The 23,933-nt window shown below is 71.9% G+C and carries 22 protein-coding genes and 1 tRNA gene; 10 read left to right on the top strand and 13 right to left on the bottom strand.

Going from position 1 to position 23,933, the window contains the following annotated elements; all coding sequences use genetic code 11:
* Window positions 1-104 precede the first annotated feature (104 nt).
* Both GA0070616_RS13050 and GA0070616_RS13045 read right to left on the bottom strand, forming a co-directional pair.
* Entirely contained in the window at window positions 105-2,330 is a 2,226-nt protein-coding gene (locus GA0070616_RS13050; RefSeq protein WP_091081489.1) for a (Fe-S)-binding protein, read from the bottom strand.
* 311 nt (window positions 2,331-2,641) lie between these two features.
* The gene (locus tag GA0070616_RS13045; protein ID WP_091081487.1) at window positions 2,642-2,905 is read right to left on the bottom strand and encodes a cell division protein CrgA; all 264 of its coding nucleotides are present in this window, start codon (window positions 2,903-2,905) and stop codon (window positions 2,642-2,644) included.
* Window positions 2,906-3,120: 215 nt separating this feature from the next.
* On the opposite strand from GA0070616_RS13045, the gene GA0070616_RS13040 reads away from it, so the two are divergent.
* From GA0070616_RS13040 to GA0070616_RS13025, 4 genes are read left to right on the top strand one after another with little or no spacing between them, the layout of a single operon-like run.
* Window positions 3,121-3,924, top strand: coding sequence for a DUF881 domain-containing protein (locus tag GA0070616_RS13040; RefSeq protein WP_091081484.1), 804 nt, complete (start codon window positions 3,121-3,123; stop codon window positions 3,922-3,924).
* Entirely contained in the window at window positions 3,921-5,741 is a 1,821-nt protein-coding gene (locus GA0070616_RS28775; RefSeq protein WP_245712755.1) for a class E sortase, read from the top strand. Before GA0070616_RS13040 ends, GA0070616_RS28775 begins: the two co-directional genes overlap by 4 nt.
* Window positions 5,742-5,744: 3 nt before the next feature.
* Complete coding sequence (locus tag GA0070616_RS13030) at window positions 5,745-6,020, top strand: hypothetical protein (protein WP_091081481.1); 276 nt, start codon at window positions 5,745-5,747, stop codon at window positions 6,018-6,020.
* Window positions 6,021-6,025: 5 nt separating this feature from the next.
* Window positions 6,026-6,676, top strand: a complete 651-nt coding sequence (locus GA0070616_RS13025; RefSeq protein WP_091081478.1) for an aminodeoxychorismate/anthranilate synthase component II — start codon at window positions 6,026-6,028, stop codon at window positions 6,674-6,676.
* Between the two features lie 93 nt (window positions 6,677-6,769).
* Here the strand turns inward: GA0070616_RS13025 and pknB are convergent, their stop codons facing one another.
* Genes pknB through GA0070616_RS12990 form a run of 7 tightly spaced genes read right to left on the bottom strand, consistent with a single transcriptional unit; the run spans window position 6,770 to window position 15,709 of the window.
* Window positions 6,770-8,587, bottom strand: coding sequence for a Stk1 family PASTA domain-containing Ser/Thr kinase (gene pknB / locus GA0070616_RS13020; RefSeq protein WP_091081476.1), 1,818 nt, complete (start codon window positions 8,585-8,587; stop codon window positions 6,770-6,772).
* A complete protein-coding gene (locus GA0070616_RS13015; protein WP_091081473.1) occupies window positions 8,584-9,978 on the bottom strand; it encodes a serine/threonine-protein kinase in 1,395 nt (464 codons plus the stop codon). The genes pknB and GA0070616_RS13015 overlap by 4 nt, the downstream gene beginning before the upstream one ends.
* 1 nt (window position 9,979) lies before the next feature.
* A complete protein-coding gene (locus GA0070616_RS13010) occupies window positions 9,980-11,485 on the bottom strand; it encodes a peptidoglycan D,D-transpeptidase FtsI family protein (RefSeq protein ID WP_091081470.1) in 1,506 nt (501 codons plus the stop codon).
* A complete protein-coding gene (locus GA0070616_RS13005; RefSeq protein WP_091081467.1) occupies window positions 11,482-12,969 on the bottom strand; it encodes an FtsW/RodA/SpoVE family cell cycle protein in 1,488 nt (495 codons plus the stop codon). Before GA0070616_RS13005 ends, GA0070616_RS13010 begins: the two co-directional genes overlap by 4 nt.
* A 26-nt stretch (window positions 12,970-12,995) precedes the next feature.
* Window positions 12,996-14,429 carry a PP2C family protein-serine/threonine phosphatase gene (locus GA0070616_RS13000; protein WP_091081465.1) on the bottom strand — a complete coding sequence of 478 codons (1,434 nt, stop codon included), beginning with the start codon at window positions 14,427-14,429 and terminating at the stop codon, window positions 12,996-12,998.
* Window positions 14,426-14,911: an FHA domain-containing protein FhaB/FipA gene (locus tag GA0070616_RS12995; RefSeq protein WP_091081462.1), complete on the bottom strand. Its 486-nt coding sequence runs from the start codon at window positions 14,909-14,911 to the stop codon at window positions 14,426-14,428. Before GA0070616_RS12995 ends, GA0070616_RS13000 begins: the two co-directional genes overlap by 4 nt.
* Before the next feature lie 6 nt (window positions 14,912-14,917).
* The gene (locus GA0070616_RS12990; RefSeq protein WP_088976758.1) at window positions 14,918-15,709 is read right to left on the bottom strand and encodes an FHA domain-containing protein; all 792 of its coding nucleotides are present in this window, start codon (window positions 15,707-15,709) and stop codon (window positions 14,918-14,920) included.
* Between the two features lie 228 nt (window positions 15,710-15,937).
* Between GA0070616_RS12990 and GA0070616_RS12985 the strand changes: the two genes are divergently transcribed.
* The 3 genes from GA0070616_RS12985 (at window position 15,938) to GA0070616_RS12975 (ending at window position 18,034) form a co-directional block, all read left to right on the top strand.
* Window positions 15,938-16,023, top strand: a tRNA-Leu gene (locus GA0070616_RS12985).
* A gap of 65 nt (window positions 16,024-16,088) precedes the next feature.
* Complete coding sequence (locus GA0070616_RS12980) at window positions 16,089-17,204, top strand: NAD-dependent epimerase/dehydratase family protein (RefSeq protein WP_175440067.1); 1,116 nt, start codon at window positions 16,089-16,091, stop codon at window positions 17,202-17,204.
* A complete protein-coding gene (locus tag GA0070616_RS12975) occupies window positions 17,201-18,034 on the top strand; it encodes a WecB/TagA/CpsF family glycosyltransferase (RefSeq protein ID WP_091090640.1) in 834 nt (277 codons plus the stop codon). Before GA0070616_RS12980 ends, GA0070616_RS12975 begins: the two co-directional genes overlap by 4 nt.
* A gap of 56 nt (window positions 18,035-18,090) precedes the next feature.
* Here the strand turns inward: GA0070616_RS12975 and GA0070616_RS12970 are convergent, their stop codons facing one another.
* The gene (locus tag GA0070616_RS12970) at window positions 18,091-19,947 is read right to left on the bottom strand and encodes a S8 family peptidase (protein ID WP_091081457.1); all 1,857 of its coding nucleotides are present in this window, start codon (window positions 19,945-19,947) and stop codon (window positions 18,091-18,093) included.
* 219 nt (window positions 19,948-20,166) lie between these two features.
* Between GA0070616_RS12970 and GA0070616_RS12965 the strand changes: the two genes are divergently transcribed.
* Window positions 20,167-20,763 (top strand): hypothetical protein, encoded by a 597-nt coding sequence (locus GA0070616_RS12965; protein ID WP_091081454.1) that lies wholly within the window; start codon window positions 20,167-20,169, stop codon window positions 20,761-20,763.
* Here the strand turns inward: GA0070616_RS12965 and GA0070616_RS12960 are convergent.
* From GA0070616_RS12960 to GA0070616_RS12950, 3 genes are all read right to left on the bottom strand, one after another.
* The gene (locus GA0070616_RS12960) at window positions 20,731-21,135 is read right to left on the bottom strand and encodes a hypothetical protein (protein WP_091081452.1); all 405 of its coding nucleotides are present in this window, start codon (window positions 21,133-21,135) and stop codon (window positions 20,731-20,733) included. The two genes, GA0070616_RS12965 and GA0070616_RS12960, sit on opposite strands and share 33 nt — an antisense overlap.
* Before the next feature lie 277 nt (window positions 21,136-21,412).
* A complete protein-coding gene (locus tag GA0070616_RS12955) occupies window positions 21,413-21,634 on the bottom strand; it encodes a DUF397 domain-containing protein (protein WP_091081449.1) in 222 nt (73 codons plus the stop codon).
* Window positions 21,604-22,485, bottom strand: a complete 882-nt coding sequence (locus GA0070616_RS12950; RefSeq protein ID WP_091081447.1) for a helix-turn-helix domain-containing protein — start codon at window positions 22,483-22,485, stop codon at window positions 21,604-21,606. The genes GA0070616_RS12955 and GA0070616_RS12950 overlap by 31 nt, the downstream gene beginning before the upstream one ends.
* Window positions 22,486-23,077: 592 nt before the next feature.
* Between GA0070616_RS12950 and GA0070616_RS12945 the strand changes: the two genes are divergently transcribed.
* Both GA0070616_RS12945 and GA0070616_RS12940 read left to right on the top strand, forming a co-directional pair.
* A complete protein-coding gene (locus GA0070616_RS12945; protein ID WP_091081445.1) occupies window positions 23,078-23,365 on the top strand; it encodes a hypothetical protein in 288 nt (95 codons plus the stop codon).
* Between the two features lie 99 nt (window positions 23,366-23,464).
* Complete coding sequence (locus GA0070616_RS12940; RefSeq protein ID WP_175440066.1) at window positions 23,465-23,923, top strand: hypothetical protein; 459 nt, start codon at window positions 23,465-23,467, stop codon at window positions 23,921-23,923.
* The last annotated feature ends 10 nt before the right edge of the window (window positions 23,924-23,933 follow it).

The raw sequence follows: 23,933 nt of genomic DNA, 5'->3' as shown, positions 1-23,933 counted from the left end.
ACGCGGGTACCGAGAGTGCCGATCGTCTTCCCGCGTCGAACGCGACGGGCGCGGCAGCGCCCCTGTGGAGGGTGCTGCCGCGCCCGTCGTACGCGCGGAACGACTCAGCCGGCCACCGGCTCCTCGGAGGTGCGGGTCTGGTCGGGCCGGACCGAGCGGAGCAGCACGCTGGCCACGTCGACCACCTCGACCTGCTCGCCGGCGCCCTTGCCGTTCACCCCGTCGTTGAGCATGGTCGAGCAGAACGGGCAACCGACGGCGACCGTCCGCGCCCCGGTGGACATGGCCTCCTCGACCCGGTCCACGTTGATCCGCTTGCCGATCTTCTCCTCCATCCACATGCGGGCGCCGCCGGCACCGCAGCAGAAGGAGCGCTCGCTGTTGCGCGGCATCTCGACGAGGCCGCTGTCGCCCGCGCCGCCGCGACCGTCTCCGCCCTCGCCCGCGACGGCGCTGCCGAGCACCTCGCGGGGGGCCGCGAAGACCCGGTTGTGCCGGCCCAGGTAGCAGGGGTCGTGGTAGGTCACCCCGCCGTCGACCGGCTGCACGGGGGTGAGCTTGCCGGTGCTGACCAGGTGCGCCAGCAACTGGGTGTGGTGCACGACCTCGAACTCGCCGCCGAGTTGGCCGTACTCGTTGCCCAGGGTGTTGAAGCAGTGCGGACAGGTGGCGACGATCTTCTTCCGGCTCTTCTCGCGGCCCTCGAACGCCTCGTTGAGGGTCTCCACGTTCTGCTGGGCGAGCATCTGGAAGACGAACTCGTTGCCGATCCGGCGGGCCGGGTCACCCGAACAGGTCTCGCCCTCGCCGAGGATGGCGAAGGAGACGCCGGCCTCGTTGAGCAGCGTGGCGACCGCGCGGGTGGTCTTCTTGGCCCGGTCCTCGAACGCGCCGGCGCAGCCGACCCAGAACAGGTACTCGAAGTCCTCGACCTCGCCGACCCGCGGCACCTCGAAGTCGAGGCCCTTGGTCCAGTCCTCGCGGGTGTTCTGCGGGGCCCCCCACGGGTTGCCCTTGTTCTCCAGGTTGCGCAGCATGACGCCGGCCTCGGAGGGGAAGTTCGACTCGATGAGCACCTGGTAGCGGCGCATGTCGACGATGTGGTCGACGTGCTCGATGTCGACCGGGCACTGCTCGACGCAGGCGCCGCAGGTGGTGCAGGACCAGAGCACGTCGGGGTCGATGATGCCGCCTTCCTCGGCGGTACCGATCAGCGGCTTCTCGGCCTCGGCGAGGGCGAGCACGTCGACGTGGGCGAGTTGCGCGGCGGTGGCCTTCTCCTCGCCGGTCAGGTCCTTGCCGCCGCCGGCCAGCAGGTAGGGCGCCTTGGCGTACGCGTGGTCGCGCAGGCTGAGCACCAGCAGCTTCGGCGACAGGGGCTTGCCGGTGTTCCAGGCCGGGCACTGCGACTGGCAGCGCCCGCACTCGGTGCAGGTGCTGAAGTCCAGCAGGCCCTTCCAGGTGAACTGCTCGACCTGGGCGACGCCGAACTGGTCCTTTTCGGGGTCGGCCTCCTCGAAGTCGAGCGGCTTGCCCTGGCTCATCATCGGCCGCAGGGCACCGAGACCGGAACCGGCGGCGCCGGGGTTGCGCTTGAAGAAGATGTTGGGGAAGGCCAGGAAGCGGTGCCAGGCGACACCCATCGTGACGTTGAGCCCGATCACGATGAGCCAGGTCATCGAAATCATGATCTTGATGAGGGCGGCGATGCTCACTCCGGCCTCGGCGTCGGGCAGGATGGAGCCCACTGCGTGGCTGAGCGGGGTCGCCCAGGTCGGGTACTCGAAGTGGTCCGTGGCGACCTTGAAGCCCCGGATGACGAAGCCCATGATCAGCACCGCGAGGACGACGGCCTCGACGAAGTAGCCCTGCCACATGGTGGAGCCGGTGAACCGGGACTTCCCGCCGGGCCGGGTGGGCCGGTTGCGGAACCGGATCGCGATCAGCACCAGGATGGCGATGATGCCGAGAATGCCGATCCACTCGGTGACCAGGCCGTAGAGGGCCCAGCCGCCGACCAGCGGCAGACCGCCCGTCGGGGACACCACCTCGAAGTACGCCTCGAGCACCAGCAGCGACAGCACGACGAAGCCGACCATCACGAACCAGTGCGCGGCACCCACCACGCTCCAGCGGAGCATCCGGGTGTGGCCGGCGGTCTCCGCCAGCATGGTCGTCGTGCGCGTGCCCTTGTCGGTGAAGCGGGACGGGTCGGGCTGACCCAGCCGGATCACCGCCACCATCTTCATGACCGCACGCGCCGCGAGCCACACCGCAACGGCGGTGATGGCGGCCGCGAGGATCGTGGTGACGATCTGGACGCTGCCCATCGAGTTGGCCTCCCCGGTCTGCTGCCTGTCGAGCGGCTCGGCGACCGGGATCCAGGTCGGGGCGCGAGCGGCGAGCTGCTAGCCGCACCCCCGACCGGACCGGTCGATGACCTCGCTCCGCTCGGTCATGCAGTGCAGCCTACGCGCAAGGTTACCCATCGGTAACGTGAGACTTCTCGCACCCAGGCCACGCCGCCCTGCCGACACCTTAGGGTGCCCGGCTCACGTTCGCCCGGTAGGGGCCAGGCGGAGTGACCTGGACGTCTCCGGACGGCGCACGACGAAGCCGTCGGCGGGAAAGGGCCGCCGGGTCAGCGCCAGCGGGAGAGCAGCACGAGCGAGGCGACCATCGCGCCGAAGCCGACCGCCAGGTTCCAGTACCCGAGCGACATGATCGGGTACTCCTGCTCGGAGAGGTAGTACACGACCAGCCACCCGATGCCGAAGACGATGAGCGCGACCGCCGTGACCGGCAGCCACACCGGGCTAGGCTTGCGCGTCGCCGCCGTGGCCGTCGGACGGACGTCCGTCGGCGGGGTGTACACCTTCTTCTTGCGGACCTGAGACTTGGGCACGACGCTCTCCAGAGGGGTTACGACCTCGTCCGGCCTGACAACCGGGCGCGGGGGCGACGGTCCATGGCCAATAATGTTCGACAGCTAGCGTAGTCCCGAAAACCCGTCCGATCCACGAATGGTTCAGGCCGGTACCCGGTTCCACCGGAAAAGTTGGCCACGGTCGCCCGGCGACGGGGCCCGTGGCCACGCACCAGACACAGGGGGAAGGGTCAGTGGAGTACACATCCGGCGCGGCATCCTGGCAGAAGGTCGTGCGACGCCTGGTCGCCGGCCTGCTGCCCGGGCGGCCACACCGGCGCAGCGGCTGGTCCATCGGGGTGCCCGTCATCGCGGTCGCCGCCGGGCTGCTGTTCACGACCACCGCCACCACGGCCGGCGGCACCGCCCTGCGGGAGGACCGCCGCCCCCAGCTCACCCAGCTCATCGAGGACCGGCGCGCCCAGGTGGCGGCCAACGAGGCCCGCGCCGCCGAGCTACGCGCCGAGGTCGAGGGCCGCACCACCGCCCTTGCCGGGTCCGACGCCCCGATCCGCGAGCAGCAGGACCGCGCCGCCGAGTACCGGGCCGCCGCCGGGTTCACGGCGCTCACCGGGCCCGGTGTGACCGTTGAGCTCAACGACGCACCCCGGCTCGGCGACCAGACGCTGCCCGACGGCGCCACCAACGACGACCTGGTGGTGCACCAGGGAGACGTCCAGGCGGTCGTGAACGCCCTCTGGGCCGGTGGCGCCGAGGCGATGTCAATCATGAACGTCCGCGTGCTGACCACCAGCGCGGTACGCTGCGTCGGTAACACCCTGCTGTTGCACGGCCGGGTGTACTCCCCACCGTTCAAGATCGTAGCAATCGGCGACCCCGCCACCCTTCAGCGGGCCCTCGCCGACTCTGAGGGAGTCCGGTTGTACAAGGACGCGGTCGACGACTACCAGCTCGGCTACAGCGAGACCGTCTCCACGGTCACCGTGCCAGCGTTCGAGGACAGCACGACGCTGCGCTCGGCGACGGTGCCCCGGTGAGCAGCCCGGAGGACGGTCGGCAGCGCCCGCACGGCGACGAGCAGACCGAGATCCTGCCCCGGATCGACCGCACCGCGACCGCGCCGGCCCGTCCGGCTCCCGCCGGCCGGTGGCCCGACCCGGTGCTGCCGCCGCGCTCCGCGGAGCCTCCGGCCGTCGCCGCCGGCCCGCAGCCCGCCGCCCCGCGTCCGTCCGCCGGCCCGCAGCCCGCAGCCATCCGCCCACCCGCCGGGCCGCAGCCCGCCGCCATCCACCCACCCGCCGGGCCGCAGCCCGCCGCCATCCACCCACCCGCCGGGCCGCAGCCCGCCGCCCCGCGCCCATCCGCCGGCCCGACGCCCCTGACGCCCGCCGCGGCTTCCCCGGGTCCTCGGCCGGCGGCACCGCAGTCGCCGCCCACGACCACCGCCGCGCCACGGCCGGCCGTCGGCCCCGCCGACCCCGGGCGACCCACGAACCCGGGGCGCTTCGACCCGCCCGCCGACCACCCCGGCCTCCCCGACCAGAGTCTCTGGCAGGGGTCGGCACCCCGGCGGGCCACCGACGACCCCCGGCCCCGCACCCCGGGCGGCGACGCGCCATGGTCGACCCGCACCCCCGACCCGCCCCCGGTCTGGCCGGGCGGGTCGGTCGTGCGACCGGGTGCCCCCACCCCGTCCGTCCCCGCCGGGCAGACCGCCCCGTCCGCCGCCGGGCAGACCGCCCCGCACAGAACGTCGCCGCCGCCGGCCGCCGGCCAGCGCAGCGCGCAGCCGACACCCGCCGGCCGACCCGGAGCAGCACCGCCGCCCGCCGGCCAGCACGGAGCAGCACCCCACGCCGGCCAGCACGGACCGGCCGGGGACGCGCCCACCGCCCTCATCCCCCGACTCGACCGGACAGCGGCCGGCCCCGGCACGCCGGCCGACCCGGCGACCACCGCCGTCATCCCGGCGGTCGGCGGGCGTACGCGGCCCACGCCCGACTCGACCGCGCTGATGGGCGCCGTACCCCGGACCCCGCCCCGCGAGGATGCCGCCGAGGCCGGGGAGCCAGACGAACCGCCCCGCCCCCGGCGCGGGGAACGGGTGGTGCAACTGCGCCCGCACCAGACCGGTGAGGGCTACCGGAGCGTCTACTCCGAGCTGACCCGCCCGACGGTCTGGTCCCGCGTGCGGACGGGCCTGCGGCTCAGTGGCGAGCTGCTGATCACCTTCGGCCTGGTGGTGCTGCTGTTCGCCGGTTACGAGATCTGGGGCAAGTCGGCCATCGTCGACGCCCACCAGGACGACCTCACCCAGCAGTTGGCACAGGCGTGGGGGCCGGAGGGCGATCCGACGGTCGCCCCGTCGGCCAGCGCGTCCGCCAAGCCGAAGCCGCCGGTGAACGGCAAGCCGCTCGCCGGGCTCTACATCCCGAAGCTCGACAAGCAGTGGGTCGTGGTCGAGGGCGTCACGCAGAAGGACATCCGGTATGCCCCGGGCCACTACCCGGACAGCGCCATGCCCGGCCGGGTCGGCAACTTCTCGGTCGCCGGGCACCGTAACCGGGCGACCTTCTGGCGGCTGGACGAGCTGCGCGACGGCGACCCGATCGTCGTCGAGGGCCGCGACGAGTGGTACGTCTACCAGGTCACCGACAACATCATCGTGAAGCCCACCCAGGTGGAGGTGGTCGCCCCGGTGCCCGGTAAGCCCGGCGCGAAGCCGACGAAGCGGATGCTGACCCTGACCACCTGCAACCCGAAGTTCGACAACTACGAACGGTTGATCATCCACGCGGAGCTGACCCGCAGTCAGCCCAAGTCGGAAGGTCGCCCGGCGGAGCTGGGGGGCTGACGAATGTACGGCTGGATCTGGCGCAAGCTTCCCTTCGGGCTGCCCGGCAAGCTGACCGGCAGCCTGCTGCTGGCGACCGCTACGGTCGCGCTGCTGTGGTACGTGGTGTTCCCGTGGGCCGAGCCGCTGCTGCCCTTCGACGACGTCCAGGTCACCCAGGACTCGGGCGTTCCCGGCGAGCCGGCCGGTGACGTGCCGTCGGACGCGCCGCCCGGCGACGAACACGACCTGCCGTACGACACCGAGACCAACAACACCCCGCCCCCGGACGACGAGTGAGCCCCATGCGTGTCCTTGTGATCGACAACTACGACTCGTTCGTGTTCAACCTCGTGCAGTACCTGGGCCAGCTCGGCGCGGAGTGCGAGGTGCGCCGCAACGACGAGATCGACCTTGCCGGGGTCGGCGAGGCCGGCGCGGACGGCATCCTGCTGTCACCCGGCCCCGGCAGCCCGGACCGGGCCGGCATCTGCCTCGACGTGATCCGCCGCTACGGCGGCGAGCTGCCGATCTTCGGCGTCTGCCTCGGCCACCAGGCGATCGGAGAGGCGTTCGGCGCCACCGTGGCCCGAGCCCCCGAGCTGTTGCACGGCAAGACCTCCGAGGTGCGGCACCAGTCGACGGGTGTGCTCACCGGGCTGCCCGACCCGTTCACGGCGACCCGCTACCACTCGCTCGCCGTACGGCCGGAGACCCTGCCGGACGAGCTGGAGGTCACCGGCTGGACCGATTCGGGGGTGGTGATGGCGATGCGTCACCGCACGCTGCCGATCGAGGGGGTCCAGTTCCACCCCGAGTCGGTGCTGACCGAGGGCGGGCACCTGATGCTGGCCAACTGGCTGGCCGCCTGCGGTCACCGCGAGGCGCTGGACCGTGCCCCGGCGCTGGCCGCCGAGGTGGACGCCCGTCGCCGCGCCGCCTTCGCCACCATCTGACCGGCCCTCTCTCCCACCAAGGCGACACCGAGCCGCCGGACGCCGGACCGGGCGGCAGCGGGCAGCCCTCCCCGTCTCGGGATCGGGCGTGGGTCAGTCGTCGGGGAGTCGCACCGGCGGGGTGGGAAGCAGGCCGCCGCCGTCCCCGCCGCCGTCGTCATCCGGTTCGGTCGGCGTCGGGGTCGGAGTCGGCGGCGACTGCGACGGCGTCGGGTCGACCTTCTCCGGCACGGTCACCTCGATGGTCACCTTCTTGCCCTTGAGCAGTTCCGTTCCCCCGCGTGGATCCTGGGCGGTCACCCGGCCGGCCTCGGCCGCCGGCACCGGGTCACCCTCGACGACCTCCACGTCGTAGCCCGCCTGCTGGAGTTCCCGCTCGGCCTGCGACTGGGTCCGGTCGAGCACGTTCGGAACCTTGGTGATCCTGCCGTTGGAGACCTCGACGGTCACCTTGGTGCCCTCCGCGACGCTGGTGCCCGAGGGCGGGTCCACCTTGACCACGGTGCCCTCGGCGGCGCTGCTGTTGACGTCCTTGCGGTCGACCTCCAGGTCGAGGTCGGTGAGCTGCTGCTCGACGTTCTCGAAGGGCGAGTTGACCAGGGCGGGCGGGATGGTGACCTCGGGCTTGCCGCCACAGACACGGACGGTCACCGTGCTGTTCGGTTCCAACGGCGCCCCGGCGGCGGGCTGCTGGCTCGCCACCGTGCCCTCCCGGCAGCTGTCGTCGAAGACCTGCTCACCGGCCTGCGGGTTGAAGCCGGCCTGTCGGATCTGGGCGAACGCGTCCTGTTGACTGAGCCCCGTCACCGTCGGCACGGCGACCTCGTCGGCGTCGCGCTGGTTCAGCAGGAGGGCGGCCACCAGGGCGATCACCGCGAGCACGCCGAGCGCGGCGAAGGTCGCGATGAGCCAGGAGGAGGCCCGCCGCTGCCGCGGGTCACCGACCCGGGCCGGGATCTGCCGGGTCTGCGGAGCGCCCGCGGCGGCCGGGTAGCCCGCCGCCGCGCCGGCCGCGGACATCGGCATCGTCTCGTCCTCGCGCAGCACCGGAGTGGCCATCACGGGCCGCCCGGCGGCGGCGCGGAGCAGGTCGGCGCGCATCTCGCCGGCGCTCTGGTAGCGGTTGAGCGGGTTCTTCGACAGCGCCTTGAGGACGATCGCGTCGATCGCCGGGGTGACGTCCGGGTTGACGTCGCTGGGCGTCGGCGGGGCCTCGCGTACGTGCTGGTAGGCGACGCTCACCGGGCTGTCGCCCACGAACGGCGGGTGCCCGCACACCAGCTCGAAGAGCACACAGCCGGCGGCGTACACGTCGGAGCGGGCGTCGACGGCCTCGCCCCGGGCCTGTTCGGGCGAGAGGTACTGGGCCGTACCGATCACGGCGCTGGTCTGCGTCATGGTGGTGGCACCGCTGGCCAGGGCCCGCGCGATCCCGAAGTCCATGACCTTGACCTGGCCGGTCTGGGTCAGCATGACGTTGCCGGGCTTGATGTCCCGGTGGATGATGCCGTGCCGGTGGCTGAACTCCAGCGCCGCGCACATGTCGGCGCAGATCTCCAGCGCCCGCCGGGGTTGGAGGCGGGCCTCCGCGCCGAGGACCTCCTTCAGCGTCCGCCCGTTGACGAACTCCATGACGATGAACGGCAGCGTCTCGCCCGTGGGCGCCTGCTCCTCGCCGGTGTCGTAGACGGCGACGATGGCGGGGTGGTTGAGCGACGCCGCGTTCTGCGCCTCCCGGCGGAAGCGCATCTGGAACGTGGCGTCGCGGGCCAGGTCGGTGCGCAGCATCTTGATCGCGACGTCCCGGCCGAGCCGCAGGTCGCGACCGCGGTGCACCTCGGCCATGCCGCCGTAGCCGAGCAGCTCGCCGACCTGGTACCTGCCTCCGAGCAGGCGGGCCTGCGCTGTCATCGCGTCTGTCGTCCTTCGCTCGTCGTCGTCTCGTCGCTGCCGGATCGGACCCGATCCAGTCGACGGTACGCCGTGCCGGCCAGATCGTCTCGTCCGGCGAGCCGCAGCGCGTCGGATGTCACCGTTCGTGGGGCGTCCACCACCGGCGCACCGGTATTCAACTGCTCCCGCACCTTGTAGGAAATCACGCCGGAGCAGAGCAGGACCAGTGCCGCCAGGAGCACGGCGAGTAACCAGACGCCGGTTCGCGAACGGCGGGGTGCGGGCTGCGGGCCGGATTGCGCGTAGGCCACCGGTCGGGCGGCAGGTGGGCGTGTCGGGGCGGCCCCTCGCGGGTAGCCGGTCGACGCCTGCGCCGCCGGCCGGTGCGGGTGCCCGGCCGGCGCGACCACGGTGGGGCGCGGCTGGCTCACCGGCGGCCGGGGCGGCTGGGCGGTGACGGGCGGCCGGGGCGGCTGGGCGGCCGGCGGGCGGGGCGACGAGGGCGACGGCACCTGGGCGCGGCCGGGAGCGGGCGCCGGCGAGGACGGAGCGCCGGAGACAGGTTTCTGGCCGCCGGCCCGCGCCTGCTGGGAGAGCTGCGCCTTCAACTGCCGGGCGACGTTGGACAGCGCCGCGGCGCTGGGCCAGCGGGCCGCCGGGTCCTTCGCCATCGCCCGCTCCACCACCGCCCGCACCTGCGGCGGGATGTCCGGCGGCAGCGGCCGGGGATGCTCCCGGACGTGCCGCATGGCGATCTCCAGCGGGTTGTCACCCTCGAACGGCCGCCGGCCGGCGAGGCACTGGTAGGCGACCACACCGAGCGCGTACACGTCGGAGGCGGGGGTGGCGACCTGCCCGGTGGCCTGCTCGGGCGAGATGTACGACGCGGTGCCCAGCACCGAGCCGGCGGCGGTGAGCTGGCCGACCAGTTCGGAGCGGGCGATGCCGAAGTCGGTCAGCACGAGCGTGCCGTTCGGCCGGACCAGCAGGTTGCCGGGCTTGACGTCCCGGTGCACGATGCCCTTGCCGTGGGCGGCGTGCAGGGCGTCGGCGGCCTGCGCGACCAGCGCCATCGTGCGGGCCGGGGTGAGCCGGCCGACCCGGCTCAGCGTCGCCGACAGCGGATCGCCCTCGACGTACTCCATGATCAGGAAGGCGATCTGCTGGTCGTTGCCGAAGTCGTAGACGTCGACCACGCCGGGGTGGTTGATCGTCGCCATCGTCCGCGCCTCGCCCCGGAACCGCTCGGCGAAGCCGGGTTCGTCGAGCAGCGCCGGAAGCAGGCTCTTCACGGCGACCGTGCGGCCGAGCACCTGATCGGTGCCGCGCCAGACGTCGCCCATGCCGCCGCTGGCGATCCGCTCGTCGAGACGGTAGCGGTTGCCGAGCTGGACGCCGGGGCTCAACATGTCAGCGCCCCCCGGGTTCGGCGATGACCGCCCGCATGATCTGGCCGGCGATCCGGGCCGCCTCGGCACTGCCGCCGCTGCCGGCCTGTTCCAGCAGCACGCACACGGCGGAGATGGCGTTGCCGTCCTTGTCGAGCACGAAGCCGATGAACCAGCCGTGGTCGGGTCGGTCCGGTGCCGACTGGGCCGTGCCGGTCTTGCCGCCGACGGTGTAGCCGTTGATCTGGGCGTTGCCGCCGCTGCCGTTCCGGACGACGCTGACCATCATGTCCCGCAGGTCTCCGGCGACCTGGCTGCTGACCGGCTGGCGCAGCACCCGGGGTTCGACGGGTTCGTAGACGGTGGTGCGGTCGGGGCCGAGCAGCTGCCGCACCACGTACGGCTCGTACTGCCGGCCGCCGTTGGCGACCGTGGCCGCGATCAGGGCCCCCTGCAACGGGGTCATCCGCACGTCGCGCTGGCCGATGGACGACTGGGCCAGCGCACCCGGGTCGTCGCCGCCGTCGGGGTTCTCCATGCTGCCGGTCCGGCTGGCGGCCACCTCCAGGCCGCCCTCGCCGGGCCGGCCGACCCGCAGGTCGTCCTGCTCGAAGCCGAACTGGCGGGCCTTCTCCTTGATCGTGTCAGCGCCGAGCCGCAGGCCGAGCTGCGCGAACCCGGTGTTGCAGGACTCCGTGACCGCGTCGATCAGGGTCACCTCGGACTCCGGGCAGATCGACGGCGCGGCGTTGCGGATCGGCTCACCCGAGGTCGGCGGGGTGAAGCTGGGCCCGGCCGGGATCCGGGTCTCCGGACCGACGCCGTTCTCCAGCGCCGCCGCGGCCACCACGATCTTGAAGGTGGAGCCGGGCGGCAACGTCTCGGCCAGCGCGCGGTTGCGCAGCGGCCGGTCCGGGTCCTGCTCCAGCCTGTTGTACGCGGCGGTCGCCTCACTGGTGCTGTGGCTGGCCAGCGGGTTGGGGTCGAAGCTGGGCATGGAGACCATCGCCTGCACCGCCCCGGTACGCGGGTCGATGGCGATGGCCGCGCCCTTGTCCGCCCCCCGGTTGTTGTTGCGCAGCTGGTCGTACGCGACGTCCTGGGCCCGGCGGGACAGGGTGAGCAGCACGTTGCCGCCCGCGGTGCGGTCGCCGGTGAACATGTCCTTCACCCGGTTGGCGATGAGCTGGTCGCTGGTGCCGGCGAGGAAGTCGTTCTCGAACCGCTCGACGCCGGTGGCGGCGAGGTTGACCGGCTTGTAGCCGATGACGTGCGCGTACTTCGCGCCCCCGGGGTAGGTGCGCAGGAACTTCAGTTCGCCGTCGGTCTCCTTGCTCACCGCGAGCGCGGTGCCGCCGGCCTCGATGTTGCCCCGGCGGCGCTCGTACTCGGCGACCTGGACCCGGCCGTTGTAGTCGCTGGTGCGGTACTCGTCGGCCTTGTACGCCTGGATCCAGTTGAGGTTCGCGAAGAGCAGACCGAACAGGACCATGACGACGATGCCGACCCGGCGCAGCGGTGCGTTCACGGCTTGATCACCTCCGTGGGGGCACCGTGCAGCTGCTCCGGCGGCCCGCCGCTCGGGCGGGCGACCTTGCCACCGGCGGCGACCGGTCGGCGGGCCGCGTCGGAGACCCGCATCAGCACCGCGATGAGCAGCCAGTTGGCCATGAGCGAGGAGCCACCGGCCGACAGGAACGGGGTCGTCTGGCCGGTGAGCGGGATGAGCTTGCTGATCCCGCCGACGATCACGAAGACCTGGAGACCGAGCGTGAACGCCAGGCCACCGGCGAGCAGCTTGCCGAACGAGTCCCGCACCGCGAGGGCGGCCCGCAGGCCCCGCTCCACGATCAGCAGGTAGACCACCAGCAGCGCGGAGAGGCCGAACAGGCCGATCTCCTCGCCGATGCCCGCGAAGATGAAGTCGTTCTGCACCTCGGGCAGCAGCAGCGGCTGCCCACCACCCGGCCCGGCGCCGAACAGGCCGCCCGTGCCGAGCGCCAGCAGCCCCTGCACCAGCTGGTAGCCGTCTTCGTAGGGGTCGGCGAACGGGTCCAGCCAGATCTGCGCCCGCAGGTAGAAGTTGGCGAACGGCCCGCCCACGGCCTCCCCGAGCACGTACGCGAGGTATGCGCCGCCGAAGAACAGCACCAGGCCGATGAGCAGCCAGCTGACCCGCTCGGTGGCGATGTAGAGCGTCACCACGAACATGCCGAAGTAGAGCAGCGAGGTGCCGAGGTCCTTCTCGAAGACGAGGACCAGGAGGCTGATGATCCACACCACCAGCACCGGGCCGAGGTCACGGCCACGCGGGAGGTCGATGCCCAGGAAGCGGCGGCTGGCCAGCGACAGCACCTCGCGCTTGCGGACCAGGTAGTAGGCGAAGAAGACCAGCAGCGCCAGCTTGGCGAACTCACCGGGCTGGATGGAGAAGCTGCCGATGCGGACCCACAGCTTCGCGCCGTTGATCTCCGAGATGCTGGCCGGCAGCACCGCCGGGAGCATCACCAGCACGATGCCCGACAGGCCGAGGGTGTACGCGTACCGGGAGATCGACCGGTGGTCCCGCATCAGGGTGAGCAGGCCGGCGGCGAGCACCACCGAGATCAGCGTCCAGGCGAGCTGGCGGCCCCCGGTGCCCGCGAAGATGGCCAGGCCCTCCCGGTCCGGCGGGGCGGCCTTGGCCAGGTCGAGCCGGCGCAGGAAGCCCACCCCGAGCCCGTTGAGCAGGGCCACGGCCGGCAGCAGGGCCGGGTCGGCGAACGGTGCCAGGAACCGGATCACCAGGTGGGCGCCGAGGAAGACCGCGGTGAGTGCGGCGGCCGGCATCCAGAAGTCGGGGGTGACCGTGTCCAGGACCTTCGCCTCGACCATCGCCCCGTAGGCGGCCACCAGCACCATGGCCAGCAGCAGCAGCGACAGTTCGGCGTTGCGCCGGGACCGGGCCAGGCGTACGCCGGGCTGCTCGCCCATGGTGGCGGGCGAGGTTGCCGGGGTGGCCGCTGCGGTCACGATCGTCCTCGGATTCGAGCCGACGCCTACTCGGGCGACCGGCAGGTGGCCGGGTCGACCGCCGGCGAGAAGGTGTCGGAGGGTGGGGCGTCGGGCGTGGAGGCCGGCGCGGTGGGAAGGCCGGACGGGTCGACCGTCGGCAGGGCGGTCGCGGCCGGGGTCGGAGTCGGGGGAACCGGCGGGGTGGGTGTCGGAGTGGGTTCGACCGGTGCCGGGGGGATGGTGGGCGGGCAGATCGGCTTGAGGTTGACGTTCGTCGGGCTGTCGACTGTCAGCTCGGCGAGCCGCCGCTCGGCGTCCGGCTGGTTGCGGGCCGGGATGCCCTGCTTGACCTGCTCCTGCGCGGCCAGCGTCAGGTCGTCCAGTTCGGCGGTGCTCTCCGAGTGGACGGTCGACAGGTCCATGCCGGCGATCTGGCCCTGGATGCCCCGGAACACGGCGATCTGGCCGTCGTCCGTGGCACCCACGTAGTACTGGCGCTGGGTGTACGTCCAGCCACCGAAGGCACCACCACCGACGAGCACCAGCAGCGCGCCGGCGATCGCCAGGGCCCGCAGGGGCCGGCGTCGCCGCTCCTCCGGCTCGTCGTCGGCGTTGGCCGCCGACTCGTCCTCGGGTGCCGGGGGTCGCGGCGCGGACAGCGCCGAGGCGCGGGCGGCCGGGGTGGAGACGTCGGCCGAGGTGGCCATTCCCCGGTCCCGGGCGGCGGCACCGCCGACGATGGGGCTGGCCTCGACGATGTCCTGGTCGGTGGCGTCAGCGATGATCACCGTGATGTTGTCGGGGCCGCCGCCGCGCAGCGCGAGCTGCACGAGGCGCTCCACGCACTGCTGCGGGTCGGCGTACTCGCGCATGGTCTCGGCGATGGTCTCGGCGCTGACCACGCCGGAGAGCCCGTCGGAGCAGATCAGGTAGCGGTCACCGGGCAGCACCTGGCGGACGCTGTACTCCGGGTCGATGTCGCGGCCGTCGAGCGCCCGGGTGAGCAACGAGCGCTGGGGGTGGCTGCTCGCCTCCTCGGCGCTGATCCGACCCTCGTCGACGAGCATCTGGACGTAGGTGTCGTCCTTGGTGATCTGCGCGAACTCGCCGTTGCGCAGGAGGTAGGCCCGCGAGTCGCCGATGTGGACCATGCCCAGCTTGCTGCCGGAGAAGAGGGTCGCGGTCAGCGTGGTGCCCATCCCCTCCATCTGGGGGTTGGCGTCCACGGTGTCGCGGAGTTGCTGGTTGGCGGTGCCCACGGCGGACCGGAGCGCGTCGACGAGGGCGTCACCGGGGACGTCCTCGTCGAGGGGCGCCATGGCACCGATGACGATGTTGCTGGCGACGTCACCGGCGGCCATGCCGCCCATGCCGTCGGCGACGGCGAGTAGCCGCGGCCCGGCGTAGACGGAGTCCTGGTTACCGTCTCGGATCAGACCGCGGTCGCTGTGGGCCGCATAGCGCAGGGTCAAAGTCATGGCCGTAATTCGAGAGAGGTGCGGCCGATACGGATCGGCACGCCGAGGGGGACGGGGGTCGGTCCGGTGACCTTAGCGCGATCCAGGTAGGTGCCGTTAGTGGAGCCGAGGTCCTCGACGAACCACTGCCCGTCCCGTGGCACGAGTCGGGCGTGTCGCGCGGAGGCGTAGTCGTCGGTGATGACGAGGGTGGAGTCCTCGGCACGACCGATGGTGATCTGAGAATCACCCAGAGTGATCCTGGTGCCGGCCAACTGGCCGGCGGTGACCACCATCTGGTGGGCCGCCCGGCCCCGCTTCGCCTTCGCCTGCTTGGCGGGCTGCCCGGCCGGCGCGCCCACCCCGCGGGGCGCGGCGACCAGCCGGCCCGAGCGGGCACCCGCGAACAGGTCCCGGCGGATGACGCCGACCACCGTGAACACGAAGATCCACAGCAGGATGAGGAACCCGAACCGGGCGACGGTGATGACGAGTTCCGGCAAGGCGGATCAGCCGTCCACGCGGAAGGTCAGGGTCGTGGTCCCGAGCTGGATCATGTCGCCGGGGTTGAGGGCGACGGCGGAGACCCGCTGACCGTTGACCATCGTGCCGTTGGTCGAGCCGAGGTCGGTGAGCACCACCTGACCGCCGTCGAAGTCCAGCCGGGCGTGTCGGCGGGAGATACCGACGTCGGGCAGGCGCAGGTTGGCCTGGTCGCCGCGGCCGATCACCGTCGAGCCCATCTGGAGCGGGTAGGTGCGCCCGTCGCCCGAGACCAGCCGCACGTTGCGCCCGCCGCCGTGGCCCGGCGGGGGGCCGTAGCCGCCGCCCTGGTCGTACGCGGGATAGGCCGGCGGGCCGGCGTCGTAGCCACCGGGCGCGGACACCGGGGCGACCTCGCCGCCGGTGTAGACCTCGGCGGTGACCCGGAACATGCCGGTGTCCAGCCCCTCGCCCCGCTCGATCTCGACGATCACGTCGCCGTAGACCGTCCACGCCTGCTCGCCGATGAACTCCGCCTGCGACTGGGCCAGTTCCTGGGCCAGCGCGGCAGCGTACGGCGCCAGCCGACTGTGGTCGTACGGCGAGAGATCGATCACGTAGCGGTTGGGCACCAGGGTGCGCCCACCGGCCAGGATGGCCTTGTGCGCCTCGGCCTCCCGCTGCATGGCGTTGAGGATCTCCACGGGGTGGACCACCCCTTTGAAGACCTTGGCGAAAGCCCCCTCGACCAGGCCTTCCAGACGCTTCTCGAAGCGTTGCAGCACGCTCACCGGCTCCTCCTCGGGTCCCGAGGACATGATGGTATCCGTCCGGCGCGCCCGCAGCTCACACGCCGCTCGGCCCGCCGGCGGCGGCCCGTTCGGACGGGCCCACCGTGCCGTGTTACTCTTTCGTCCGCCACGAACGGTGACCGCCCCACGGGGACGTTATCCGATCGCGGTGAAGACCGACAGCCAGGTAGGCTCACCGGGCCCCGCTGGAGACAGCGGGCGCGGCGCAGATTACAGTGTTCGAGGTCGTGCCACGGGGAAGTGGCGGAATGGCAGACGCGCACGGTTCAGGTCCGTGTGCCCGAAAGGGCGTGGGGGTTCAACTCCCCCCTTCCCCACCATAGACAGAGGGCTCCGCAGCTTGCGGGGCCCTCTTGCCATGTCGGGTCGGGTCACCCGTCACGCTATGCTCCGATGGTTTCTGCCTCCGACGGACCAGGAGTGGCGTGTGAGTGTCGCGTTCGTGACCGGATCGGGCGGGCTGATCGGCTCCGAGGCGGTCCGGCACTTCGCCGGCCTCGGTCTGGATGTCGTCGGCATCGACAACGACATGCGGCAGGAGTTCTTCGGCGAGGAGGCGTCCACCGCCTGGAACGTCCGCCGGCTGACAGACGAGCTTGGCCCGTCGTACTCGCACCACAGCATCGACATCCGGGACCGCGCCGCGCTGGGCAAGCTCTTCCAGCGGTACGGCGGCGACGTCGCCGTGGTGATCCACACCGCCGCGCAGCCCTCGCACGACTGGGCGGTGCGCGACCCGTTCACCGACTTCGACGTCAACGCCGCCGGCACCCTGAACGTCCTGCAGAACGTCCGTGAGCACTGCCCGGAGGCCCCGGTCGTGCACTGCTCGACGAACAAGGTCTACGGCGACCGGCCGAACGACCTGCCGCTGGTGGAGCTGGAGACCCGCTGGGAGATCGAGCCGGGGCACGCGTACGAGCAGGGCATCCGCGAGGACATGTCGATCGACGCCTGCCTGCACTCCATCTTCGGCGCGTCGAAGGTGGCCGCCGACGTGATGGTGCAGGAGTACGGTCGCTACTTCGGCATGCGGACGGCCTGCTTCCGGGGCGGGACGCTCACCGGGCCGGCCCACTCGGCCACCGAACTGCACGGCTTCCTCGGGTACGTGATGCGGGCCAACATGGAACGCCGCACGTACAAGATCTTCGGCTACCAGGGCAAGCAGGTGCGGGACGCGATCCACAGCTCCGACGTGGTGTCGGCGTTCGAGGCGTTCTTCCGCAACCCGCGCTCGGCGGCCGTCTACAACCTGGGCGGCGGGCGGCACTCCAACACCTCCATGCGGGAGGCGTTCGCCGAGGCCGAGCGGATCACCGGCCAGGAGATGATCTCCGAGTACGTCGAGGCGAACCGGATCGGCGACCACAAGTGGTGGATCGGCTCCAACGAGGCGTTCCAGGCCGACTACCCGGACTGGAAGCAGGTCTACGACGTACCGATGATCATGCGGGAGATCTACGAGGCCAACGTCGACAAGTGGGTGCCGGGGTCATGAGCGAGCGTCAGCGAGGTGCGGCCGTGAACGAGCGGGGCAAGCGCAACGTCCTGGGCGTCCTCGTCGACGCCACCGACTACGCCGCCGCGACCGAGCAGGTGGTCGTGGCGGCGCAGGAACGCCGACCGCTGGCGCTGACCGCGCTCGCCGTGCACGGCGTGATGACCGGGGTCCTCGACCCGGCGCACAACGCCCGCCTGAACTCCTTCGACGTGGTCACGCCCGACGGCCAGCCGGTGCGCTGGGCGTTGAACCTGCTGCACGGCGCCGGCCTCACCGACCGGGTCTACGGGCCGCAGCTCACCCTGCACGTGCTCTCCCGGTTCGCCGACGAGGGCCTGCCCGTCTACCTGTACGGCTCCACGGAGGAGACGCTGTCGCGCCTGATCCCGGCGCTGGAGCGGATGTTCCCGGCTTTGAAGATCGCGGGGGTGGAGCCGTCGAAGTTCCGTGCCGTGCAGCCGGGCGAGGACGTGGAGATCGCCGACCGGATCCGCGCCAGCGGTGCGCGCCTCGTCCTGGTCGGGTTGGGCTGCCCCCGCCAGGAGATCTTCGCGTACGCGATGCGACCGCTGCTGGACATGCCGCTGATGGCGGTCGGGGCGGCCTTCGACTACCACGCCGGGCTGTTGCGTAATCCGCCGTCGTGGATGCAGCGGGCCGGGTTGGAGTGGTTCTGGCGGCTCGGCCTGGAGCCGAAGCGGCTGTGGCGGCGGTACGTGATCCTCAACCCGGCATACCTGACCCGACTGGCGGCGCAGAAGACCGGGCTGTGGAAGGCGAAGCCGCCGAGGCCGGCGACCGAGCACCCCGGCAGCTTCGCCGTCTGATCCCGTACGCCGCAGGCCCCCGCCGTGACCGGCGGGGGCCTGCGTGTCGTCGTGCGTCAGAGGGTCAGGGTCCAGGTGTTGATGTAGCCGGTGTCGCCGGAGTAGGCGTCCTGGACCTGGAGCCGCCAGGTGCCGTTCGCCGCCTCACCGGAGAGGTTCACCGTGTAGGTGGCGTTGACGTTGTCGGCGCCGTCGAAGTAGCTGCTGTTCTTCAGCCGGTAGGCGGAGCCGTCCGGGGCGAGCAGGTCGATGACCAGGTCACCGCGGTAGGTGTGGACGATGTTGACCGCCACCGTCGAGGCCGAGGAGGCGTTGCGGTTGCAGCCGGTGATGGTGATGGAGCTGGTCACCGTGCTGCGGTCCGGGATCGCCACGTCGGTGCCGTTGGTGCCGGCGCAGCTGCCACCCCCGCTGCCGGTGACCGTCAGCGAGTAGGTCGCGGTCTTCGTGCCGGACGTCGCGGTTCCCGAGACGGTCACGGTGTACGTGCCGGCCGGGGTGCTGGCCGAGGTGTTGATGGTCAGCGTCGAGGAGCCGCCGGAGGTGACCGTGGCGGGGCTGAACGAGGCCGTGGCCCCGGACGGCAGGCCGCTCGCGGAGAGGCTGACCGACTGGGCGGACCCGTTGGTGGTGGCGGTGGACACGGTGGCCGTGGCCGAGCCACCCGGCGCGACCGACCCGGAGGTCGGCGAGACCGAGACGGAGAAGTCGTTGGTGGGGGGCGGGGTGCTGCCGTTGACGACGTAGAGCAGCTTGTTCGGCGAGCCGCTGCCCGGGTTCGTCACCACGTTGCTGGTGGCGTTGTTGACCAGCGAGTCCCGAACCTGCTGCGGGGTCCACGAGGGGTTGGCCGACAGCACCAGGGCCGCCGCGCCCGCCGCGTGCGGGGACGCCATCGAGGTGCCGCTGATGGTGTTGGTCGACGTGTCGTTGGTGATCCACGGCGCGGTGATCGACGAACCCGGCGCGAAGATGTCCAGGCAGGTGCCGTAGTTCGAGTACGAGGCCCGCGCGTCCGTGTTGGTGGTCGCGCCGACGGTGATCGCCGCGGGGGTCCGGGCCGGCGAGGAGTTGCAGGCGTTGGCGTTGGAGTTGCCGGCGGCCAGCGCGTACGTGACTCCGGAGGCGATCGAGCTGGCGACCGCGTTGTCGAGCGCGGTGCTGGCCCCACCGCCGAGGCTCATGTTCGCCACGGCCGGCTTGACCGCGTTGGCGGTCACCCAGTCGACGCCGGCGATGACCCCGGCGGTGGTGCCGCTGCCGGAGCAGTTGAGCACCTTGACGGCGACCAGGCGGGTGCCCTTGGCGACGCCGTACGCCGTGCCGCCGGTGGTGCCGGCGACGTGGGTGCCGTGGCCGTTGCAGTCGGTGTTGTTGGTGTCGACCGTGTTGGTGCCCCAGACGGCCCGACCACCGAAGTCCGAGTGGCTGATCCGGATGCCGGTGTCGAGGATGTACGACGTCACGTTGGTCGCCGTGTTCGGGTACGTGTACGACCTGTCCAGCGGCAGGTTGCGCTGGTCGACGCGGTCGATTCCCCAGGACGGGGGGTTCGTCTGCGTGCCGGCGATCGACACGACGTGGTTCTGCTCGACGTACGCGACGGCGGGGTCCGCCGCGATCCGGGCGGCTGCCCGCGCGCTGACGCGCATCTCGGCACCGCGGACGGCCGAGTTCCAGGTGCGGGCCACCGTGCCACCGTGGCGGCTGCGCAGCCGGTCGACGGACGATCCGACGGCCGGACGGGCCACCGCGTCGTCCTTGAACACCACGATGTAGCTGTCGGTCACGGCGGTCGCGCCGCCGGCGTTGCGGATCATGCCGACCGGTTCGGCGGCCATGGCGGGCGATGCTGTCGCCACCATGGCCAGCGCGGCCAGCCCGACGAGAACGGACCTGTGTGGAAGAGTCATCTTCCTACCTCCCTCCGACCGGCATCGACCGTCCACCGGCTCGTGGCAGGTGAATCGATGAACGCCGATCGAGGTGAGGGTAGTTCGGCCGATGGACGCAGATAAACATGTCGGATTCCCCATAACACCAGTGGGATGGCCCCTACGGGACCCGGTACGGGACGAACCAGGGGCACGCCCCTGATTCACGAACGCCGGAATCGGGAAAGGCTGTCCGGTATGGAAACCCACCTCGCCGTCCTGGTTCCGGTGGCCGTCGTGTGGTGGGTCGCTGGCTGGCTCGCGGACGGGCTACCCCGGCTGGACCGGGCCCGGCTGCTCCGCAGACGCACCGGATGGGTTCTCGGGCTGACCCTGGCCGGCATCGGACTGACCGGCGCGGTGTTCCTGGCAGGTCTCGCCAGCGCCGCCGTGCCGGCGGACCGGGCCGCGGCCGGGCTCGCCCTCGCCGCCGCCCCGGCGTTTGTGGTCGCGGTCTGCACCGTGCGCCGGTTGCGCCGGGTGCGGGCGGGTGCACAGGCGTTCGCCGCAGTTCCCCGGATCCCCGCGCCGCACGGGCTGCGGGCCGCTGCGGCGCACCCGCTCGTCGGGCTTCCCGTGCAGGTCACCGGGCTGGCGATCCTGCCGGCCCTGGCGACGGCGAGCGGGGCGAACCTGCCCACCGGGCCGGGCGTGACCGGCTTCGCCGTCACCCTCGGAGTGCTGGGCGTCGCCGCCATCGGGGTACGCCACGCCCTGCGGCACAACCGGCTCGCCGAGCGGGCCATGCCGGAGCGTCCGGCCTCAGCGCGAACGGCCGGAGCCCTGCACGTATAGCAGCTCCAGGATCGCGCGGGTCGCCTCGAACCAGCGGTCCAGCCAGCCGGGCGGGGGCACACTGCCCTTGGGGGGCAACTCCAGGAGGAGACCGCGCAGCAGCGGGTGGTCGACCAGCGACTCCGACGGCTCCGTCGGCCAGCCGGACGGCGGGAACGACGGCTCGGTGAGCGGGCTCGAATCCAGCGACGGCAGGGACATGGCCTGGCCGGCCTGTTCCGGTGCTGCGGCGGTCTCGCGTCCCGGCAGGTCGGTGTCGGTGGACACCACCTCGGTCAGCACGGTGTCCCGGCGGGCGCCGCGGTACTTCCCACCGAACCGCTCCGCTTTGCCCGGCCCGTTCGTCAGGTTCTCTGACCCGATCGTCGTCATCCGCCTCGCCTGCCTCGCTCGGACCCGCCAGAGGCGGGATGTCGACCAGCGCCGTACGCAGGGGTACAACGAGTCGGGGACGCTCTGGCGACGGCATCGCGCCGGGGAGGATCGCGTCAGCACCGGTCGACTGCGTGCCCGCCAGCCGACCGTGGCCGCGCCGGTCGAGCCCGGCCCGCCCGGTCGAGCAGGTCCACGCCCGGGGGGGTGCGGACGCGACGCTGCCCCCCGCCCGGTCGGACCGGACGGGGGGCAGCTCGGGACACGCCGGGGCCGGTCAGCCCCGGTCGAACACTCCGCCCCTGGCACCGGCGACGAAGGCGTGCCAGCCTCCCGGGCCGAAGAGCAGTGCGGGACCCGCCTTGTCCTTCGAGTCCCGGACGCCGACGGCCCCGGTCACGTACGCCACCTCTACGCAGTTGTCACAGTTCGGCCCGCTTTTCGAGCTCTTGAACCACGATGCCTGCGTCAGGTCCACGGGGAACCCCTTGGTCGCCATTTCCACAACGGCTCCTCTGCCAGTTTTGCGATGTGTGCGACGGACTCCTCCGGTCGTATGGCCGCTGCCCGAATGTGATCGAAGATGAAGCTGTACTTCTGTAGCTCGTCGCTCTTCTCCAGGAAGAGCCCACCCGTAGCATTCTCCGCGTACACGACATCCGGATCATTCGGCTCGGGAAAGCTGAGAACCGTGAAGGTGCCGTCCATGCCGGCGTGCGCCCCCACCTCGAAGGGCAGGATCTGCAACGTCACGTTCGGCAGCTGGGCCACCTCCACCAACCGTTCGAGCTGGCCACGCATCACCGCGTCGCCCCCGACCGGCCGGCTCACCACCGCCTCATCGAGCACCACCCACAGATCGACCGGATCATCCTGGGTCAACAACGACTGACGGCCGAGTCGGACACGCACCCGTTGCTGCACCTGTTCCGCGGTGAAGTCGGGTCGTGCGGCCCGGATCATCGCCGTGGCGTAGTCCTCGGTCTCCAGCAGGCCCGGCACCACCTGCTGCTCGTACGCCCGGATGGAACTCGCCGCCGCCTCCAGGCCGACGTACGCCCCCACCAGAACCGTGCTGTACGGGTGCCACCAGCCCTTCTGTCGGGCCTCCCGGGCGATCTGCACCAGCTCGTCGCTCTCGGCGCCGACCACGCCGTAGATGCGGAGCATGTCCCGCACGTCGCGGGGGGTGGCCGTGGTGTGGCCGGTCTCGATCCGGGAGATCTTCGACGCCGAGCACTCGAGGTGCTCGGCGACGACCTCGATGGTGATCCCCGCCGCCTCGCGCTGCCGGCGCAGTTCCGCGCCCAGCCGCCGGCGGCGGATGGTGGGGCTGCGCCGCTCAGTCACGCGGCCCCCGTTGGCTGCTGACCCTCACCGGGACACCTCCGCTCGGCGCACCGCTGTCGCCACCCGCCAGGGGCGCCACCGTCGGGGCGGGCGTGCGTTCGCGGCGGGGGGTGGTACCGGTCGTCGACCGGCCGCGACGGGCGAAACCGGTCCTCAGTGTGCCGTCCGGACGCCAGCCCCTTCAAGCGCCCACTCGTGCACGGCGCTCGCGTATCGGCAAAAGTCGACATGCAACTTGCATGACGCACGTCCCTGATGCACTCTGTCCCTATGGCTCGGGTCACTCACTGTTTCCTCGCGCTCTCACGGCGTGATCTTCGTGGGAGCCGGGTGGGTGGGCTGATCCGGCCGACGACAGTCAGACCCGCCCCGGGGTGATGACCCCGCCGCTGCAAGCCCGACGGCTGCGGCGGCGGGAGCGGTACCCGGGAGCACCCGGGTGATGGTCGGGTGGCGGCGCGCCACAGCGGGTACGGCCCGACCACCACCTGCGTGATCCGGTCCCGAGGCACGACCCCGGCACCGGGCATCACCACATCCCCCTGACAACCCCTGCCGGCCTTCTCCGCCGGCCGATCCTCCAGGAGCCCATGTGCTTCCCCGCTCCGGTGACGTTCTGCACGTGACACGCGCGGCGAGTGTCCAGTTCCTCAGGCCCATCATGTTCCGGGTGATCCGGGTGCTCGACCAGCCCACCTACGACGGTTGGCTGTGGCTCGAAGGCTACGAGTTGAACGCGGCGGGGGACGCGGTCAACCGACGGTCGATCTTCGTCCAACGAGAGGGTCTGGTGCGGATCAAGGCCGCTCCCGAGCCCCGGCCGCACACCGTGCGCACCCAGCGCCGGCCCGTCACCCGGACCCCGGTCCGGGTGGGCTGAGCCTGACGTTCGGCTGCCCGGAGGGCGTACCACGCCATAGAATTGGTACGCCCACCCCGGCAGGTCTCCACCGCGCGCGTCCAGGACCCCGAACCTGGGATGGCCATGGTCGAACAGTCCGCCGCGCGGCGGCACCACCGCTCCCGTATCGCCTACGCATTCGGAATCCTGGCGCTTCTCGGCGCCGCCACCGTCCTCACGGTCGTGGTCCGGGATCCCGCCCTGTCCTCGACCCGGCTGACCGCACCGGTGCCCGCACCGGCGATCACCGTGGTCGGCGAGGACCCGTCCGGGACATCCGGCTACGAACCGGAGGACGCGTACCCGGACGACGGGCCCGATCCCGACGAGCCGTACCTGTTCGGTGCGCCCGACCCGGCAGGGACGGCACCCGACGACTCGGCGGGCGCTGACCCGTACGCACAGGCCGGGCCGCCGACCCACCGCGACCACTCGGCGGCGGAGATCAGTCGGTCGCTGTTCTGGACCGGGGTCTTCGGTCTGGCCATCTCCCTCGCCGGCCTGGGCCTGGTCGGGACGCGACGCCGGATGTGGTGAGCGCCGGCCG

Source organism: Micromonospora nigra, assembly GCF_900091585.1.
Taxonomy (GTDB): Bacteria; Actinomycetota; Actinomycetes; order Mycobacteriales; family Micromonosporaceae; genus Micromonospora; species Micromonospora nigra.
This window is presented reverse-complemented; position numbering and strand designations above follow the sequence as displayed.

Excerpts from the sequence above, each read along its gene's own strand:
- GA0070616_RS13050 (WP_091081489.1), bottom strand. The coding sequence starts at position 2,330 with ATGGGCAGCGTCCAGATCGTCACCACGATCCTCGCGGCCGCCATCACC.
- GA0070616_RS13030 (WP_091081481.1), top strand. The coding sequence starts at position 5,745 with ATGTACGGCTGGATCTGGCGCAAGCTTCCCTTCGGGCTGCCCGGCAAG.
- GA0070616_RS13025 (WP_091081478.1), top strand. The coding sequence starts at position 6,026 with ATGCGTGTCCTTGTGATCGACAACTACGACTCGTTCGTGTTCAACCTC.
- pknB (WP_091081476.1), bottom strand. The coding sequence starts at position 8,587 with ATGACAGCGCAGGCCCGCCTGCTCGGAGGCAGGTACCAGGTCGGCGAG.
- GA0070616_RS13015 (WP_091081473.1), bottom strand. The coding sequence starts at position 9,978 with ATGTTGAGCCCCGGCGTCCAGCTCGGCAACCGCTACCGTCTCGACGAG.
- GA0070616_RS13000 (WP_091081465.1), bottom strand. The coding sequence starts at position 14,429 with ATGACTTTGACCCTGCGCTATGCGGCCCACAGCGACCGCGGTCTGATC.
- GA0070616_RS12990 (WP_088976758.1), bottom strand. The coding sequence starts at position 15,709 with ATGTCCTCGGGACCCGAGGAGGAGCCGGTGAGCGTGCTGCAACGCTTC.
- GA0070616_RS12980 (WP_175440067.1), top strand. The coding sequence starts at position 16,089 with ATGCTCCGATGGTTTCTGCCTCCGACGGACCAGGAGTGGCGTGTGAGT.
- GA0070616_RS12975 (WP_091090640.1), top strand. The coding sequence starts at position 17,201 with ATGAGCGAGCGTCAGCGAGGTGCGGCCGTGAACGAGCGGGGCAAGCGC.
- GA0070616_RS12970 (WP_091081457.1), bottom strand. The coding sequence starts at position 19,947 with ATGACTCTTCCACACAGGTCCGTTCTCGTCGGGCTGGCCGCGCTGGCC.
- GA0070616_RS12965 (WP_091081454.1), top strand. The coding sequence starts at position 20,167 with ATGGAAACCCACCTCGCCGTCCTGGTTCCGGTGGCCGTCGTGTGGTGG.
- GA0070616_RS12960 (WP_091081452.1), bottom strand. The coding sequence starts at position 21,135 with ATGACGACGATCGGGTCAGAGAACCTGACGAACGGGCCGGGCAAAGCG.
- GA0070616_RS12955 (WP_091081449.1), bottom strand. The coding sequence starts at position 21,634 with ATGGCGACCAAGGGGTTCCCCGTGGACCTGACGCAGGCATCGTGGTTC.
- GA0070616_RS12940 (WP_175440066.1), top strand. The coding sequence starts at position 23,465 with ATGGCCATGGTCGAACAGTCCGCCGCGCGGCGGCACCACCGCTCCCGT.